The 14,925-nt window shown below is 58.9% G+C and carries 14 protein-coding genes; 5 read left to right on the forward strand and 9 right to left on the reverse strand.

What is annotated here, in order from left to right; genetic code table 11:
• Positions 1 to 317: 317 nt before the first annotated feature.
• The 7 genes from Q7U39_13580 to Q7U39_13610 all read right to left on the reverse strand — a co-directional run bounded on the left by Q7U39_13580 (position 318) and on the right by Q7U39_13610 (position 7,671).
• Positions 318 to 998 carry a response regulator transcription factor gene (locus Q7U39_13580; protein ID MDO9118983.1) on the reverse strand — a complete coding sequence of 227 codons (681 nt, stop codon included), beginning with the start codon at positions 996 to 998 and terminating at the stop codon, positions 318 to 320.
• Positions 995 to 1,693: a sensor histidine kinase gene (locus tag Q7U39_13585; GenBank protein MDO9118984.1), complete on the reverse strand. Its 699-nt coding sequence runs from the start codon at positions 1,691 to 1,693 to the stop codon at positions 995 to 997. Before Q7U39_13585 ends, Q7U39_13580 begins: the two co-directional genes overlap by 4 nt.
• Before the next feature lie 355 nt (positions 1,694 to 2,048).
• Positions 2,049 to 2,603 (reverse strand): helix-turn-helix transcriptional regulator, encoded by a 555-nt coding sequence (locus Q7U39_13590; protein MDO9118985.1) that lies wholly within the window; start codon positions 2,601 to 2,603, stop codon positions 2,049 to 2,051.
• A 40-nt stretch (positions 2,604 to 2,643) separates the two neighbouring features.
• Positions 2,644 to 3,849: a cytochrome P450 gene (locus Q7U39_13595; GenBank protein ID MDO9118986.1), complete on the reverse strand. Its 1,206-nt coding sequence runs from the start codon at positions 3,847 to 3,849 to the stop codon at positions 2,644 to 2,646.
• A gap of 67 nt (positions 3,850 to 3,916) precedes the next feature.
• On the reverse strand, positions 3,917 to 5,272 hold the full coding sequence (locus tag Q7U39_13600; protein MDO9118987.1) for a beta-ketoacyl-[acyl-carrier-protein] synthase family protein: 1,356 nt from the start codon (positions 5,270 to 5,272) through the stop codon (positions 3,917 to 3,919).
• Positions 5,269 to 6,591: a hypothetical protein gene (locus tag Q7U39_13605; GenBank protein ID MDO9118988.1), complete on the reverse strand. Its 1,323-nt coding sequence runs from the start codon at positions 6,589 to 6,591 to the stop codon at positions 5,269 to 5,271. Before Q7U39_13605 ends, Q7U39_13600 begins: the two co-directional genes overlap by 4 nt.
• A 252-nt stretch (positions 6,592 to 6,843) precedes the next feature.
• Complete coding sequence (locus Q7U39_13610; GenBank protein ID MDO9118989.1) at positions 6,844 to 7,671, reverse strand: LuxR C-terminal-related transcriptional regulator; 828 nt, start codon at positions 7,669 to 7,671, stop codon at positions 6,844 to 6,846.
• A gap of 235 nt (positions 7,672 to 7,906) precedes the next feature.
• Between Q7U39_13610 and Q7U39_13615 the strand changes: the two genes are divergently transcribed.
• Positions 7,907 to 8,992, forward strand: a complete 1,086-nt coding sequence (locus Q7U39_13615; protein ID MDO9118990.1) for an IS630 family transposase — start codon at positions 7,907 to 7,909, stop codon at positions 8,990 to 8,992.
• Between the two features lie 96 nt (positions 8,993 to 9,088).
• Here Q7U39_13615 and Q7U39_13620 read toward each other — a convergent pair whose 3' ends face one another.
• Positions 9,089 to 9,304 carry a hypothetical protein gene (locus Q7U39_13620; protein ID MDO9118991.1) on the reverse strand — a complete coding sequence of 72 codons (216 nt, stop codon included), beginning with the start codon at positions 9,302 to 9,304 and terminating at the stop codon, positions 9,089 to 9,091.
• A gap of 109 nt (positions 9,305 to 9,413) precedes the next feature.
• A complete protein-coding gene (locus Q7U39_13625; GenBank protein ID MDO9118992.1) occupies positions 9,414 to 10,607 on the reverse strand; it encodes a class I SAM-dependent rRNA methyltransferase in 1,194 nt (397 codons plus the stop codon).
• Between the two features lie 146 nt (positions 10,608 to 10,753).
• On the opposite strand from Q7U39_13625, the gene Q7U39_13630 reads away from it, so the two are divergent.
• From Q7U39_13630 to Q7U39_13645, 4 genes are all read left to right on the forward strand, one after another.
• Positions 10,754 to 12,409, forward strand: a complete 1,656-nt coding sequence (locus Q7U39_13630; GenBank protein MDO9118993.1) for a thiamine pyrophosphate-binding protein — start codon at positions 10,754 to 10,756, stop codon at positions 12,407 to 12,409.
• 127 nt (positions 12,410 to 12,536) lie between these two features.
• A complete protein-coding gene (locus Q7U39_13635; protein ID MDO9118994.1) occupies positions 12,537 to 13,658 on the forward strand; it encodes a sensor histidine kinase in 1,122 nt (373 codons plus the stop codon).
• Positions 13,655 to 14,296, forward strand: coding sequence for a response regulator transcription factor (locus Q7U39_13640; protein ID MDO9118995.1), 642 nt, complete (start codon positions 13,655 to 13,657; stop codon positions 14,294 to 14,296). The genes Q7U39_13635 and Q7U39_13640 overlap by 4 nt, the downstream gene beginning before the upstream one ends.
• A gap of 174 nt (positions 14,297 to 14,470) precedes the next feature.
• Positions 14,471 to 14,917: a response regulator transcription factor gene (locus Q7U39_13645; protein ID MDO9118996.1), complete on the forward strand. Its 447-nt coding sequence runs from the start codon at positions 14,471 to 14,473 to the stop codon at positions 14,915 to 14,917.
• Positions 14,918 to 14,925: the final 8 nt, after the last annotated feature.

Raw genomic sequence — 14,925 nt, forward strand, 5'->3', positions numbered from 1 at the left:
CCTGGTGATTTATTCAATCCCTGCAAAGGCCCTGACGGAGTGCCTAGCATAGAGCCTGGGACCCCTGAATTTCTAGAGGGCGCGGGAGTCAAAGCAGTGGAATGCTGAAGATCTAGCAGGCTGCGGAAAACCTCGATGGTTGCACAAAACACCGCGACCAACTCACTCGCCGTGTCGGCGCCGGAATAGCCCACAGGATGCGCGAACAGGCCGTCCAGCAAGGCCGCAGCGAGCGAAGGGGCGAATCGTGCTCTGCGCTGTACGTTGAGCCTCTGAACGATGCGAGAACGCCGTTGGCGGACTTTTCCCGCATCCTGCTAGAAGCGGGGGTCTCGCAAGGCCGTCTGAGTCGTTCGGATATACCAGCTCACGGCTTCGGTGCGCCGGCGTACTTGGAGCTTGTCGAAGATATTGGCGAGGTAATTTTTGATGGTCTTGTCGCTTAAGCGAAGGTCCACCGCAATTTCTTTGTTGGTCTTGCCTTCCGCGAGCAGGGGCAGAATGGCGCGCTCTTGAGGGGAGAGGCGTGTGAGGCGATCCTGGGAATGGCCGGCGGCGGCGTGGGATCGGTCGCGGATCCAATGCAAGGTCTGCTGGGCCACGCGCGGATCCAGGTAGCCCTGGCCGCTGGCGACGGTGCGAATGGCCTGAACCAGATCCGTGGTTCGAACATCCTTGAGCGCGTAGCCGTGGGCTCCGCCTTGAACCGCCTCGACCACCATGGCATCCTCCGAAAAACTGGTCAGCATTAGGACACGGGTGGCCGGCGTGGTCGCGAGCAGCCGGCGGCAGGCCGCGATCCCGGACCCGTCGGGAAGCTTCATGTCGAGCAATACGACGCTGGGTCGGAGACGTGCGGTTTCTGCGACGGCATCCGCGACCGACGCGGCTTCACCGACGACGCGGAAATCCGGCTCGAGGTTCAGGAGCGTTCGGAGGCCCTGCCGGACGACTTCGTGGTCATCGACGATGAGCAGCGTAATACGTGCAGGTTTCATACAGGCGCTAAAATCGGTTCCAGTAAAAATTCAGCGGTAATGCGCGTGCCCTGACCAAGCTTCGAGCGGAGCAGCAAGCTGCCGCCGAGTTTCTTGGCCCGCGCTTCCATATTCATCAAGCCATATCCCTTGGGGTGCATGCCGGTTTCGACAAGTCCCTTTCCGTCGTCGCAGATACTGATGCGCACTCGGTTGCCGTGCGTTCTGATCGTCACCTCGGCGTGCGTCGCCTGCGCATGGCGAACGCAATTGCTCAAGGCCTCTCGCACAATGTTCAGAATCTCCCGCTCTTCCTCCCTGGTGAGGATGTCGAGGGCCGAAGATTGCAGACTGAGCGTGATTGTGATGCTGCCGAGTTGCTCGTAACTGCCGGCCAGCTGTCTGAGCTCCTCGGACAGGTCCATGTCCTGCACTGATCCATCCGCAAGCCCCTTGATGATGCCGCGCACCTCGTGAATCAAGCGATTGAGCTGATCCACGGCAAGGCCGTATGAGCGGTCGCCTCTTGGTCGGGGCGCTGTATTGGTGCGGTGGGAGGCCTCTAGGTTGAGGCCGATGGCATACAGCGATTGCAAGACCGAGTCGTGAAGATCTCGGCTGATGCGGTTCCGGTCCTCTAGGAGACTGCTCAACCGCGCCTCTGTTGCGCGCAGCGACATAATCAGGTCGCTGGATGAGCGCGGGGTCTGGCGCATGATCGAATTCGTGCGAGAGCCAGACACTGGGGATGGATGTTCTATGTCCCGTTTCTTTTGATCCGAACCATGAATGAGACGCAGCCCGTTGGAGTCCTTCTCCATCATCAAATTCCTCGCAAGAGATGAGTGCCTTGGAGGCTCCTCTACGCTGCAGGAGCGGTGAACGCTTACCAGGCATCATAGAAGGGTAGGGTGGGGGTGCGTCACCTGGCGCATGCGCCAGGGTGTGCGGAAGGCTGGCCGGCAAGGTCTAAGCGGTAGGGGCGAAAGCCGTTTCAAAATGCTTGCGATGACTAGTCGCTCAAACGCCCGACTTGCCGGACACCTGCCTTCACCCACGTATGCAGCCGCGTCAGGAGGCGATCAGCCCTGCCCCTAATGCCCGTGCTACTGCCTGTGTGCGGGACGTCACGTCGAGCTTCTCGAAGATCCCGCCTACGTGAAAGCGAACGGTTCGCTCACTGAGACCCAAGATCTGTGCGATCTCCCAATTGGTTTTTCCTTCCTTCATCCACAGTAGGACGGTGAGTTCCCTGGGAGACAGGTGGCAGGTGTTGCCGGGACCGTGAGGATGGTTCGGTTCAACGTCGAGTCTGGTTTGAATTTTCGTAAGGCAGGAAAAGAGGTAGCGCACAACACGGGGAGAATAATTTCCCCGCAGTGACGTCGTTCCACCCGCACGGTTTTCGTTCGGAGTCTTGCGCGGTGTAAGCTTGGTGCCGGTAGTCTCGCGGCGCAGCTCGGACAGCGCGGTCATGATTCGCGCCATGTCCCTTTCCCTGTCCGCCTCAAGAATCTGGTGCATGAGAGATAAGGCCATCAGCAGTTCTTCTCTTGAGAGCCCGCCAAATACGTCCGCTACAAGAGATTGAATACGTGCATCGGAGGCCGTCGGTTGGTACTTCATGTGTGTCCTCGTTTCTACGGAACAAACAGGTTCAGTGGACCTATTTCGACGCTCTGAGATTGAGCGGCAATTGTTGGTAGCCGTACACCATCAGGCTTGTGGTTTGGCGAAGGGCCGGCTCGCGGCCTCGTTCGATCACAGGGAAGCGATCAAGGAGCGTATTGAGCGTAATGGAGGCTTCGGCTCGGGCGAGAGGCGCTCCCAGGCAGTAGTGGATCCCCATTCCGAAGGCGACGTGATTGCGCAAATCTCGGTCCAGTCTGAATTCATCAGGATTGGGGAACTCGGCGGGATCCCGGTTCGCTGCGCCGTAGTAGATGGTCACGAGGGACCCTTGTGGAATCGCAACGCCGGAGAGCGCTGTGTCGCACGTCGTAATGCGGGAAAGCCGCTGGAATGGACTTTCGATTCGGAGGGTTTCTTCAATCACTCTATCAACCAGGCTTCGATCTGCTTGCAGTTGCTGCCAGAGGTCAGGGCGGTCAACTAGGATGCCGAGCATGTTTCCGATCAGATTGGTGGTTGTTTCATTGCCGGCGATCAGGGCCAGCATGCAAAAGCCGATGATCTCAGCGTCTGCAAGGGACTCCCCGTCGACATTCGCTTCAACCAGGGCGGTAATGAGGTCTTCCGCAGCCTGTGTTCGTCGAGCGGCCGCCATTTGGCCGAAATACGCCATCATTTCCTGGTTGCTCTTTGCGCGCTCTCCGGGGGTCATTGAGCTGAAGGCGAGGAACGTGTCGCTCCAAAGTTTGAACCTGACGTAGTCCTCTCCTGGAATGCCGAGCATTCGCGCGATCACTTTCACAGGCAAAGGAATCGCATAGGCCTGCATGAACTCGGTTTCTTGCGAGGTCGCCATCTCGTCGACCAACTCATTCACCACGGTCGTGATCCATGGTTTCAGCGCCTCAATCCGCTTGAGCGTGAACGCCTTGTTGACCAAGTGACGAAAACGAGTGTGGCGCGGAGGATCGTCATGAATAAGCGCGAGGCGGGGAACGACTTTTCCCGCGAGCGAATGATTCGATGCGAAGGTTTCATGGTTCCGTAGGGCTCCGTACACGTCGGCATACCTCATCAAGGCCCAGGCCCGCACGGGTTCATTCATGCCGGAGACGGCTCCGGCTGGAAGAAACTCATAGTTCAGGGGCGATTGCTCGCGCAGCTCGTGATACCAGGGATAAGGATTGGCGATCACGTCCGGCGTGGACAGTTGGTCTGCGGTGATTTGTATCGTGCTCATTTTACAATCCTCCCGATGATCCTGAGGGCGACGCGCAAACACACGGGCGCACGTCGATCACCTTCACTCACTGAATCAGATCCGTGCTCGGAGATTTCGCCAACGCCGGCGCCGCAATCGGCTCGTGGTAGAGCGCGCCGACACCGCCATGGATCAGTCTGTCTTGGGACGCGGCGACGTCGACTCCCGATACGGCAATGACGATGTTCTTGCCGCCGAAGCCGAAACTATTAACCAAGGCCCGCTGCATCGTGCGGGACCGTCCCACGCAGGCCACGTAGTCCAGGTCGCATTGAGGATCCGGCTGGGTCAGGTGTAGCGTCGGAGGGATGAATTGATGTTGCAGCGCCAGAACGGTCCCGATGAGTTGAAAGGCTCCGCTTGCTGCAAACGCATGCCCAAGGGCTGATTTAAAGGAACTGATCGGGACGCGATAGGCCTGGGAGCCCATCGCAGCTTTGATCGCCAAGGTTTCAATCAGATCCAATTCAACGGTTCCCAGTCCGCAGGCGTTGATGTAGTCCACCTCTTCCGGAAACCAATGGGCCGCTGCGATCGCGCGCTCGATCGAGCGGCGATGTTCTTTGCCGGTTTCTTCGGGACGAGCCATGGAGTAGGCGTCCGTGGTAAATGCCCAGCCTTCCAGCTCGGCGTAGATCCGTGCGCCGCGCCGCTCGGCATGCTCTGCCTCCTCAAGAATGAGGCATCCGGCGCCCTCTCCCAAGACAATCCCGCAGCGTGTTTGGTCAAAGGGCCGGGGAAGGTTGCGGATGGTTCCGCCCTGGTCCGGCGCCAGAGTTCGGCCTGCATCCATGGCCGAGAAGATGGTGGGATGCAGCGGGGCTTCGGCTCCGCCGGCGATGACGATGTCGACATCATGGCCCTGAATCAAATCGTACGCGCGCCCGATGGCGTTGGCCGTGGAGGAGCAGCCGATGGAGTAGGTTTCGCATTCACCATGGGTCCCCAAGGCGATGGAGACTTCCGCCGACACGGCATTAGGGAACGTGGTGGTCATTGTGAATGGATTTGTATGTTTGTATTGCTTTGCGAGCATCGAATCGTGCGCTTCAAAGGCTTCCTTCAATCCGCCCACCGATGTGCCGAAGCAGACCCCCACACGATCCCGGTCCTCCTGGTCCAGGTCGAGTGCGGCATCTCGACCGGCCATCAGCGCCGATGCCACGGCAAATTGCGAAACCCGACCCATCCGCCGGGCTTTTTTGGGGTGAATGAAATCGGTCGGATCGAAATCCGTGATCTCGCCGGCGAGCGAGGCGTTGAAGGGAGAGGTGTCAAAGCTGGTGATGGGCTTGATCCCGCTTTCGCCACGGCTCAACAGGTGCCAAAACATGCCCAGATCGCAGCCCAGCGGCGAAACGATCCCTAATCCGGTAATAACGACACGGCGACGATGTGTCATGAGAGCACCTCCTCGTGCATCGCCGCCATGGCGGCGCCTTCATCAAGATGGCTCTGATGCCATGCGGTGAAGTGATCCCGTTGAGCCTGGGGAACTGATTCGTTCGGATAGAACTTGTCGTAGAACCCGACGTCGACGTGATGGGCTTGAAAGGCAATGACGGTCTTGAAGGCATCGGCATGGGCCGGGAATCGCCCGTAGGTGCGATAGACGTAATTACAGAACTCAATCACGGCCTCGATCGTACGTTGTTCGTGCGGCACGATTTTCGATCCGCCGTCGGGATTCATCCATGGCCGGCTGGTGGGAGTGGTGTAAATGCCGCCGAGCCCGAATTTTGAGTCGACCAGGCTGAGCACGGCCTCTTCAATCGAAGAGGTGAATGGCGGGCAAGGCCCTTCCCAGAGATTCGCGAGCCCGACGGGGTTCGAACGTACTCCCGCCACGCTCGATGGCTGAAACGAGAAGCCCAGGCCTGAAAATATCTGCGGCTCAAGGCCGAGCAGGTGCCGCCCGCTGCCCACGCTTTGAATGCCGCCGCCGAGGCCGATCGCTTGCGTCATTAAGAACAGGTTCTGGCAAACCAACCCTTGTTCTTGAAGCGCCGTATCGTTGATCGCTGCGTCGAGGTCCCGAAGGGTCATCACCCGGTTTGTGGAAGGATCATCGTGCAGGTGACCGCCCCGACTGCGGCGGAAGGCATCTAGCCCGCAACCGGCGTTGCCGTTGTCGGTATCAACGAAAAAGTAGCCATACTCTTCGCTCAGGAGGACCAGGAGGAGATTGATATAGACCCGCGCCACTTCCGTGACGGGGACCATGTAGAGGGTGCCGGGACGGTTGGTGTACCACTGATTGAACGAGAGCATGTAGGGAAGTCGGCGAGGAATCTCGAGCCGATGTTGCTGCAGCGTCACCAGCTCAGGCGGAATTCCGCTCTCGGGATGAGAGACCGATGACGCAAAATAGACTCCTTCGTCGTCTGTGAGGAAGAGTTTGGTTGTATTGGCGGCACAAGCGCTGGCAATGGTTCTACCCTGGAAGTTCATGATGGCCATTCCTTGGCCATCCTCGCGGCCTGTCCGGCGGACGTATTGCATGTCGGCCAGATGGCGCCCGGTCTCGCCGACGCCGGCGAACAAGAGATAACGAATTTCTTCTTGGCTCAGAGGAATCGGAGGCATGGTGCTTCGGTAGCGGAGGGGCCCCCCGGGCAGTTCCATCCCGCATCCGAACCGGCGTGTCTTGCGTTGCTCTAAGAGATCCAGCAACGTGTGTACTGCAGCAGATTTAGCAATCTGACATTCAGCGGTGATCATGGGCGCCTCCTTGGTTGGTGCAGAAGATAGGGGAAGTACAACAAGAAGGGACCTACCCGGATGGGTAGGCCCCTCAAGTGGACCAGTTTGGTAGATGAGCAAGCGTGCAAAGACACGAAGGGGCTAAGGGGTCCACAACCGGACAAGTGATTTGAGAGGTGTCGGAACGATGGGCATAAAACGGGAGATTGTTGAAGGCTTGGAGAAGCGTTCCCGAGCGGGTAGTACTAAATGAACCGAGGGTGAGGGGGACTAGGTCTTGTTATCAGGTGAGTCGGGGAACTGGATTTCTGTGGACGCATATTGCCATTGCGCGACTGCCGACCAGCGGTTTTCCACTCCTCCGAGTTTCTGATAGATGTTCTTGAGGTGAAACTTAATGGTGTTCAGACTCACTTTCAGGATCATGGATATTTCCCAGTTGGTCTTGCCTTCCGCAACCCAACGCATAATCTCTTCTTCTCGCGCGGTCAGATCTATTCGCTTGGCCGATGAATGAGTTCCCTGAGCCCATGTCGTCGCTCTCATATAGGCCAGATGAAAATGCGGCGCCAGAATCTGCATCATGCTCCGAAGCTTCCAGATCTGGCGTTGGTCGAAATTGCTGAGCGCAAAGTATGTACAGGCGCCAAGGACTCCACGGACGCCAACCGAAAGGCAGGTCTTGACTCCGAAATCAAGCTTCAGATTTGTGACTTCTCTTGGAATGGTGAGCTCCGGGGAGTCTTCACTTGAAACAGTTCCAATCTGGGTACGATCGAGCAGTTGGATAGAGGGGTCTGTGACATAACCTTGCGAGACGTATAGCCCGTTGAGTTCTTTGTTAAAAGATGTGTAGGCGACGTGCAGGGCACGCTTCTGAGTGTTATACGAACCGCACGCAGCAAACTCGTGTGGAATCAACGGGGACACCGCGGAGGCGAGGTTTGGCAGTTGGTCGCGATTCTGCACCCCTCTGACCTGATACATGATTTCGGCCAGATGCTGAAATTCTTTCCGGGACGGGTATTGAAGGCTTTCCGGGCCGCGAAAAATCACTGCACCACCTTTATGCTCTGTCTGCTGCTCTCTCTCCGCCAACTGGTGGGGTGGAGAACGAGGGCATCGAGGGGACACGATAACGACGCATGCTTGGGGAGTGTCTTGCCCCCTTGCTGTGGGACTTGGGGGTGGATATAAGGCCGTTGAGTCCTCATACCGTCATGACCACGAAGGGGGAGTTCAAAGGACCAGACGGATCTAGTGTAGTGATACATAAATAGCTTTACTTATTATACCGTACGGGTATACTCCTCCCCAAGAGGAGGACTGGCCTATGCGCATTGCCCCGTCCCTGCAGCTGACTGATCCCGAACGCCAGCAACTGGCGCAGTGGGCGCGGGGCCGACGGACCCCCGCACGGCTCGTGCTCCGCGCGAAGATTGCCTTGTTGGCCGCCGAGGGCCACACCAACCAACACATTGCCGCCGCCCTGGACACAAGTCGGCAAACCGTGGGCCTGTGGCGGCACCGTGTCGCGACCCAACGCCTGCCCGGCCTCGCCCAGGATGCGCCCCGCGGCGGGCGGCCCCCCAAACCACGCCAGGCGCTCATCGCCCGCATTCTGAAGACCACGACCCAGACGACACCGCCCGGTGCCACCCACTGGTCGACCCGCACCTTGGCTCGGTATCTGGGGACGAATTCCGCCTTCGTGCAGCGGGTCTGGACCGCCCATGGCCTGCAGCCCCACCGGGTCCGGACCTTCAAACTCAGCCAGGATCCGCACTTCCAGGACAAGCTGGAGGATGTGGTGGGCCTGTATCTGCACCCGCCCGAGCATGCCGTGGTCCTCAGCGTGGATGAGAAAAGCCAGATCCAAGCGCTCGATCGCACCCAGCCCGGCTTACCCATGAAGAAGGGCCGGTGTGGGACGATGACCCACGACTACAAGCGCCATGGCACCACCACGCTGTTTGCCGCCCTCAATGTCGCGGAGGGCTCCCTCCTCTCCACCTGTTTGCCGCGTCATCGGCACCAGGAATGGCTAACGTTCCTGCGTCTGATTGATCGCCAGGTCCCCCAGGGCAAGGCCCTGCATCTGATCGCCGACAACTATGCCACCCACAAACACCCCACGGTCCAACGGTGGTTGACACGGCACCCGCGCATTCACATGCACTTCATCCCGACCAGCAGCTCATGGCTGAATCTCGTGGAACGCGTCTTTGGCGACCTGACGGCCAAACAACTGCGGCGCGGCGTGTTCCGGAGCGTCCCGGAACTCATTGCGGCGATTGACGCCTACATGACCCACCGCAATACCCAGCCCACCCCCTTTGTGTGGACCAAATCCGCGCAGGAAATCTTAGCGAAAGTGAATCGGGCCAAGAGCGCTCTGGATAAGACAAGAACAGCATGAATCACTACACTAGAAGACATTGAGGCCGATCAGGCCGATCCTTCTACAGCAACCATTGAGTTACTCGCAACCGCCCTTCGCATCCCACCCTCATGGCTATTCGATACACCCAAATCGTTCGATTGCCTGTTCAATGAGTCCGGCGACGACGAGCCACCGCCGCCCGAACGCACAGACCCCGTCACCGAACGTATTCTGACCGGCTCTCGCTTGGATCGATCGCTGTATGTCATGCTGACGGCGCTGATGCAGGCAGGCGACCCCAAACTGCTCCGTGCAGCGGAAATGAGCCTTCGCAGTCTCGTCAAACAATCACGCCAGGCCTCTGTTCCCTGGCAACAACGGCCCCCGGGTCATTTCGAGCCGCCCAGCGACTAGTTACCGACATCGGCTGATATCTCTTACCCGGATCAATAGCCTGCTAGAAGATTTGCAGGATAAGGCATTTGAGATAGCGCGTCTCGGGCATGCTCGCCAGAATCGGATGATCGCCGCTCTGTCCCCGCTGCTCGATCAATCGGACTTCACGCTTGGCATCACGCGCAGCCAGACGTATGGCATCCCAAAACTGCAATTCAGAGATATGGTGAGAACAGGAACTCGTCACCAGAAAACCTTCCGGCTTCGTAAGTCTGATTCCAAGCAGATTGATATCTTTGTATCCGGTGAGTGCTTTCGGCACGGCCTGCTGACTCCTGGCGAACGCCGGAGGGTCAAGCATGACCATATCGTAGCGCTTCCCGGTCTTGACCAAGGATCGAAGTTCGTCAAAGGCATCCCCGACGCGATACCGGCAGCGTGACTCGACATTATTCCGACGCGCATGCTCCCGCGCAATCACCAGCGAGTCTTCGCTGATATCCAACCCCTCAACCGATGTGGCGCCGGCCAGCGCCGCATGAATCCCGAATGCACCCGTATGGCAAAAGGCCTCCAGCACTTCGGCGCCGTTGGCATACCGTGCCGCCGCCAACCGATTCTCGCGTTGATCGCAAAACCACCCGGTCTTTTGTCCGGACTCCATATCCACACGAAAGATGGCCTGCCCTTCGGTAATCTCGACGGTCGTCGCTCCGTTTCCTTTCGCAAAGCCCCGCTCCAGCGGCAATCCCTCAAGCGTCCGGCTTTTCGGATCATTCCGGAGATAAATCGTCTTCAGGCCGGTCACCTCTGCAAGCAGCTCGGCCAGCATCGCTTTTCGACGGTCCATCCCGAACGCCAGCGTCTGCATGACGAGCGCCTGATCGTAGCGATCCACAATCAATCCCGGCAGACGGTCGCCTTCACCGTGGATAAGCCGGTACGCCGTCGAATTCGTCACGATCCGCTGTCGCAACCGCACCGCCTGACGCATCCGCTCAAGCCAGAACGACTCATCGATCGGAATGTCTTCAAACGTGAGAAAACGAACCCGGATTTTGGACTCCGGGTTGTAAAACCCTCGGCCGTAAAATCGTCCGGCAGGCGTGACCACATCGACCACGTCACCGGCAACCGGCTGGCCTTCGATCTTCGCCACATGGCCGGCATAGAGCCAGAGATGGCCGGGCCCTTCCCGGCCCATCTGATGGAGTAACGTCACGCGCGCAGTGGATGCTTCAGTTTGTATTATCATGCGTCACTTATCCAACCTGGCGCCATCAAAGGTCAAGAGGATTCCCAGCCGTGCACATCCGAGCCAAGGGAACGCTTGACGCTGCCCGGTCAGTATGGTGAGCTATAAGTAGTAACTCGCTTGCACTTGTTTTCCGGAGGATACAGATGACGCAACCGGCGACGATCGGAACGGCCGTCCTAGCCCGGCTTCATAGGCTGGGAGTCCGGCATATCTTCGGGATTCCCGGTGACTATGTCCTGTCGCTCTATCAATTGATCGAGGCCTCTCCGATTACACACATCGCGACGACGCGGGAAGACTGTGCGGGCTTTGCGGCAGATGCCTATGCCCGCATCAACGGCATCGGCGCCGCCTGCGTCACCTATTGTGTCGGCGGGCTCAACACCGTCAACGCGATCGCCTGCGCCTACGCAGAACGCTCTCCCGTCGTCCTGCTCACGGGATCGCCGGGACTCTCCGAACGCACGCGCACACCCTACATGCACCACATGGTCAGAGACTTCTCCACCCAACGGGAAGTCTTCGAACACATGACCGTCGCCGCCATCACGCTCGACGATCCCCTCACTGCCGAGCGAGAAATGGATCGGGCCTTCGCCGCGCTGCTCCGGTATCGTCGCCCCATCTACATTGAAATCCCGCGCGACATGGTGCATACGCCTCTGAGAAGCACCGGCAAACCGATCTGCATTGAAGACGAGCCCAGCGACCCGGCGGCACTGGCCGAAGCCATCGGCGAAGTCCGCGCGATGTTGTCGGCTGCTCAACGCCCAGCGATATTAGTCGGAGCCGAAGTCGGACGATTCGGCCTGCATGACGATCTCGCACGGCTGGTCGAACGGCTGAACATTCCCATTGCGTCCACCCTGCTGGGAAAATCCGTGATTCGAGAAGACCACCCGCTGTATGTCGGTGTGTACGGAGGGCTGATCGGACGGGATGAGGTCCAGCGGTTCATCAATGAGTCCGATTGTCTCCTAATTCTCGGATCGATTCTCTCCGATGTCGAAGATGTGGATGCCCACTCCCCGCTCATGACCGAAGGCCGGACCATCCACGCCACCGCCGACCGTGTCGCCATCAAACATCATCGGTATGAGGCCATCCGGTTCCAAGACTTTGTGCAGGTGCTCGGCGACGCTCCGCTCCCCAGCTTCCCGTCACGTCCTCTGCCGGTCCAGTCGATCCCCGTCAGCCCACCGTTGGATCCCAAGGGGCCGATCACGCTGCGCGGACTATTCAGCCATCTGGACACAGTTCTGAACGATCAGACCCTGGTGATCGCCGATGTCGGAGAATCGCTTTTCGCCGCCGCCGACCTGCACGTCCATCGACGCTTCGAATTCCTCTCTCCCGCCTACTACACTTCCATGGGTTTCGCGATTCCTGCCGCGCTCGGCGCCTCTTGCGCCGACCCGAGCCTCCGCCCGATCGTGCTCGTCGGGGACGGGGCGTTTCAGATGACCGGAACGGAACTGTCCAGCTGCGTGCGCTACGGACAGGCCCCCATCGTGATCATTCTCAACAACCACGGCTACTCCACCGAACGAGAAATCCTCGAAGGCCCGTTCAACGATATTCACGAATGGCAGTACGAACGCATCTGCGATCTGGTAGGTGGAGGTGTGGGCTCCCGCGTCACAACCCAACAGGACTTTGAACAGCGCGTCGCCGCCGCGCTGGCCGCCCCTGCACAGATACACGTGCTCAACGTGCTGCTGGATCCGGCCGATCGCTCCCCCGGCATGGTCCGTCTGGCACGTCGCCTTGGCAAAAAACTTTCAACGGATAAGCCCTAGAACTTCGAGGGTACCAGGGCGATTGAGCCGGCACGGCGCTCGTTCGGCACCAATTTTTTCCGCCGACACACCGCTCCCGGCTTGAATGGCCCGGCCACGGGGAGGATAATTCACAGCACGGACACGCATGAAATATACACCTCCACAATGGGCTATTTCATCGGGCGTGGCTGCACTGACGGTCGGACTCTTGGTCATCGACCTCCACACACCGCTCGGCGTGGCCAATCATATCCTCTATCTCGGCCCGGTACTTCTGTCGCTGCTTTCTTCACAACGGTGGTATCCATATATGATCGCCGGCACCGTCACGGCCTTGATCATCGTCGCAGGGCTCCTGAGCGAGAACCCGCATGACGTTCCGTTGTGGGTACCTATTTCCAATCGGGCGTTCAGTATCTGGGCCATGTGGGTGCCCGTCTGGCACTTTGCCCAGCGCCGCAAGCACGAACTCCTCCTCCAACAGATGAACGCTGAGCTGGAAGAACGGGTACAGGATCGCACCCAGCAACTCGCCAGGGTCAACGAGGCGCTGGTCGCCGAGATCACGGAACGTATGCGCACCGAGCATTCCCTCGAATTCAGCCGACTCGAATTAAAACGGCTGGCATCACAGCTGATTCAGGTCCAGGAGGATGAACGACGAAGAATTTCACGCGATCTCCACGATGATATCAACCAGCGGCTCGCGCTCCTGTCCATCGAACTGGAGGGAATTCAGCGGCAGCTGCCGGCGCTCACGCAGCCGCTCGCCCAGGCCATCCGATCGATTTCGGACCGCGTGGCCGAGCTCTCCGAAGATGTGCGCCATCTCGCCTATCACTACCACCCCTCGATCCTCGACGACCTCGGCCTCTCCATCGCCCTGCAGCGACTGGTGGAGGATATCGGTTCCCGCAACCATCTTGAGACCCATATCACCTGCCACGATTTGCCGAAATCGCTTTCGCAGGACGTGGCAACGTGCCTGTATCGCATCGCGCAGGAAAGCTTGAACAATGTCGTCCGCCACGCGAAGGCGACGCGGGTCGACGTTGCCTTGACTCAGTCCCGCATGGGACTGCTCTTCACGATCGCCGATAACGGCGTTGGATTCCCCCAGAATCTTCGGCGACCTGAAGCAGGAGGTCTCGGTTTATTGAGCATGAAGGAGCGGGTGGCCCTGATCGGAGGCACGTTGACGATCGACACCGTCATCGGCAGCGGCACAACGCTTCACGCCAGCATTCCCTTGATGGAGGAGATGTGACAAAACCCCGAGTGCTTCTTGCTGACGACCACACATTAGTCCTGGACGGCTACCGCAAATTACTGGAGGGATCCTGCGACATCGTCGGGGCCGCAGAAGACGGCCGCACGCTGCTGAAGATGGCCCACCAATTCCAGCCAGACATTGTGACCCTCGATATTTCCATGCCCCATCTGAACGGCATCGACGCCGCCCGCAAACTCCACAAGGATTTGCCGGACACCAGAATCATCTTCGTCACCATGCATGCCGACCAGGCGTATGTGAACGAAGCCTTTAAGGCCGGCGCCAAAGGCTACCTCCTCAAACGCTCGGCCGGATCGGAACTCGTCCAGGCTATTCACGCCGTCATGAGCGGACATAACTACATTACCCCACTGATAGCAAAGGGATTAGTGCAGTCTGTTGTGACCGGACGAACGCCGTCTACCAAGCGCGGCGATGCATTGACGCCGCGCCAGCGCGAAGTGTTGCAACTAGTCGCGGAAGGGAACACCGTGAAAGAAATTGCGACCGCCCTCGACATCTCTCCTAAAACCGTCGAGTTTCACAAGACACACTTAATGGATCAGCTGGATCTCCACACCACGGCCGAGCTCACCCGGTATGCCCTGACCCACGGGCTCATTTCATCGTAACTCCCGTTCTGCCGCTACTCCCGGGCTTTCGCCGGGAAAACCCAGGGATTTCCCCAGCCCTACCTGGGGACCTGTCTAGTACTGTCTCACCTCTCCAGGGCTTAGACTCCCACCTACGGAGCGTAGCCAATCGGGCACGTGCGTTCCGCACCATCATCTCCATGGAGGTGCGCCATGAAACGGACTCGAATCCTGCTGGCGGACGATCACCCGCAAATCCGAGAACTCCTCCGCGTCATTCTGGAACCGGAATTTAGAGTCGTCGGCGCAGCGGAGGATGGCGAAACACTCTTGCAATATGCCCAGAGCCTGCAACCGGATGTGATCATCTCCGACATCAACATGCCGAAAGTAGACGGCCTCCAAGCCGCGCGGCTCCTGAAAGATATCGCCCCCCACTCACGGGTCATCTTTCTGACCGCCCACGCCGAATCTTCTTATGTGGACGCCGCCTTTGCCGCGGGGGCAGTCGGCTATCTCATTAAAGGCGCAACCACGGACTTGGTCGGCTCGTTACGGTCCTTGATCGACAGCGTTCGCGCACAGAATATCGCACCGTCCATCCCCCCGAGGCCGGCAAGACCATCAGCCCCGGCGACGGGAGTACGACCGGCCCACTAGGTTGGGTT

It is taken from the genome of Nitrospira sp. (assembly GCA_030653545.1).
Taxonomy (GTDB): Bacteria; Nitrospirota; Nitrospiria; order Nitrospirales; family Nitrospiraceae; genus Nitrospira_D.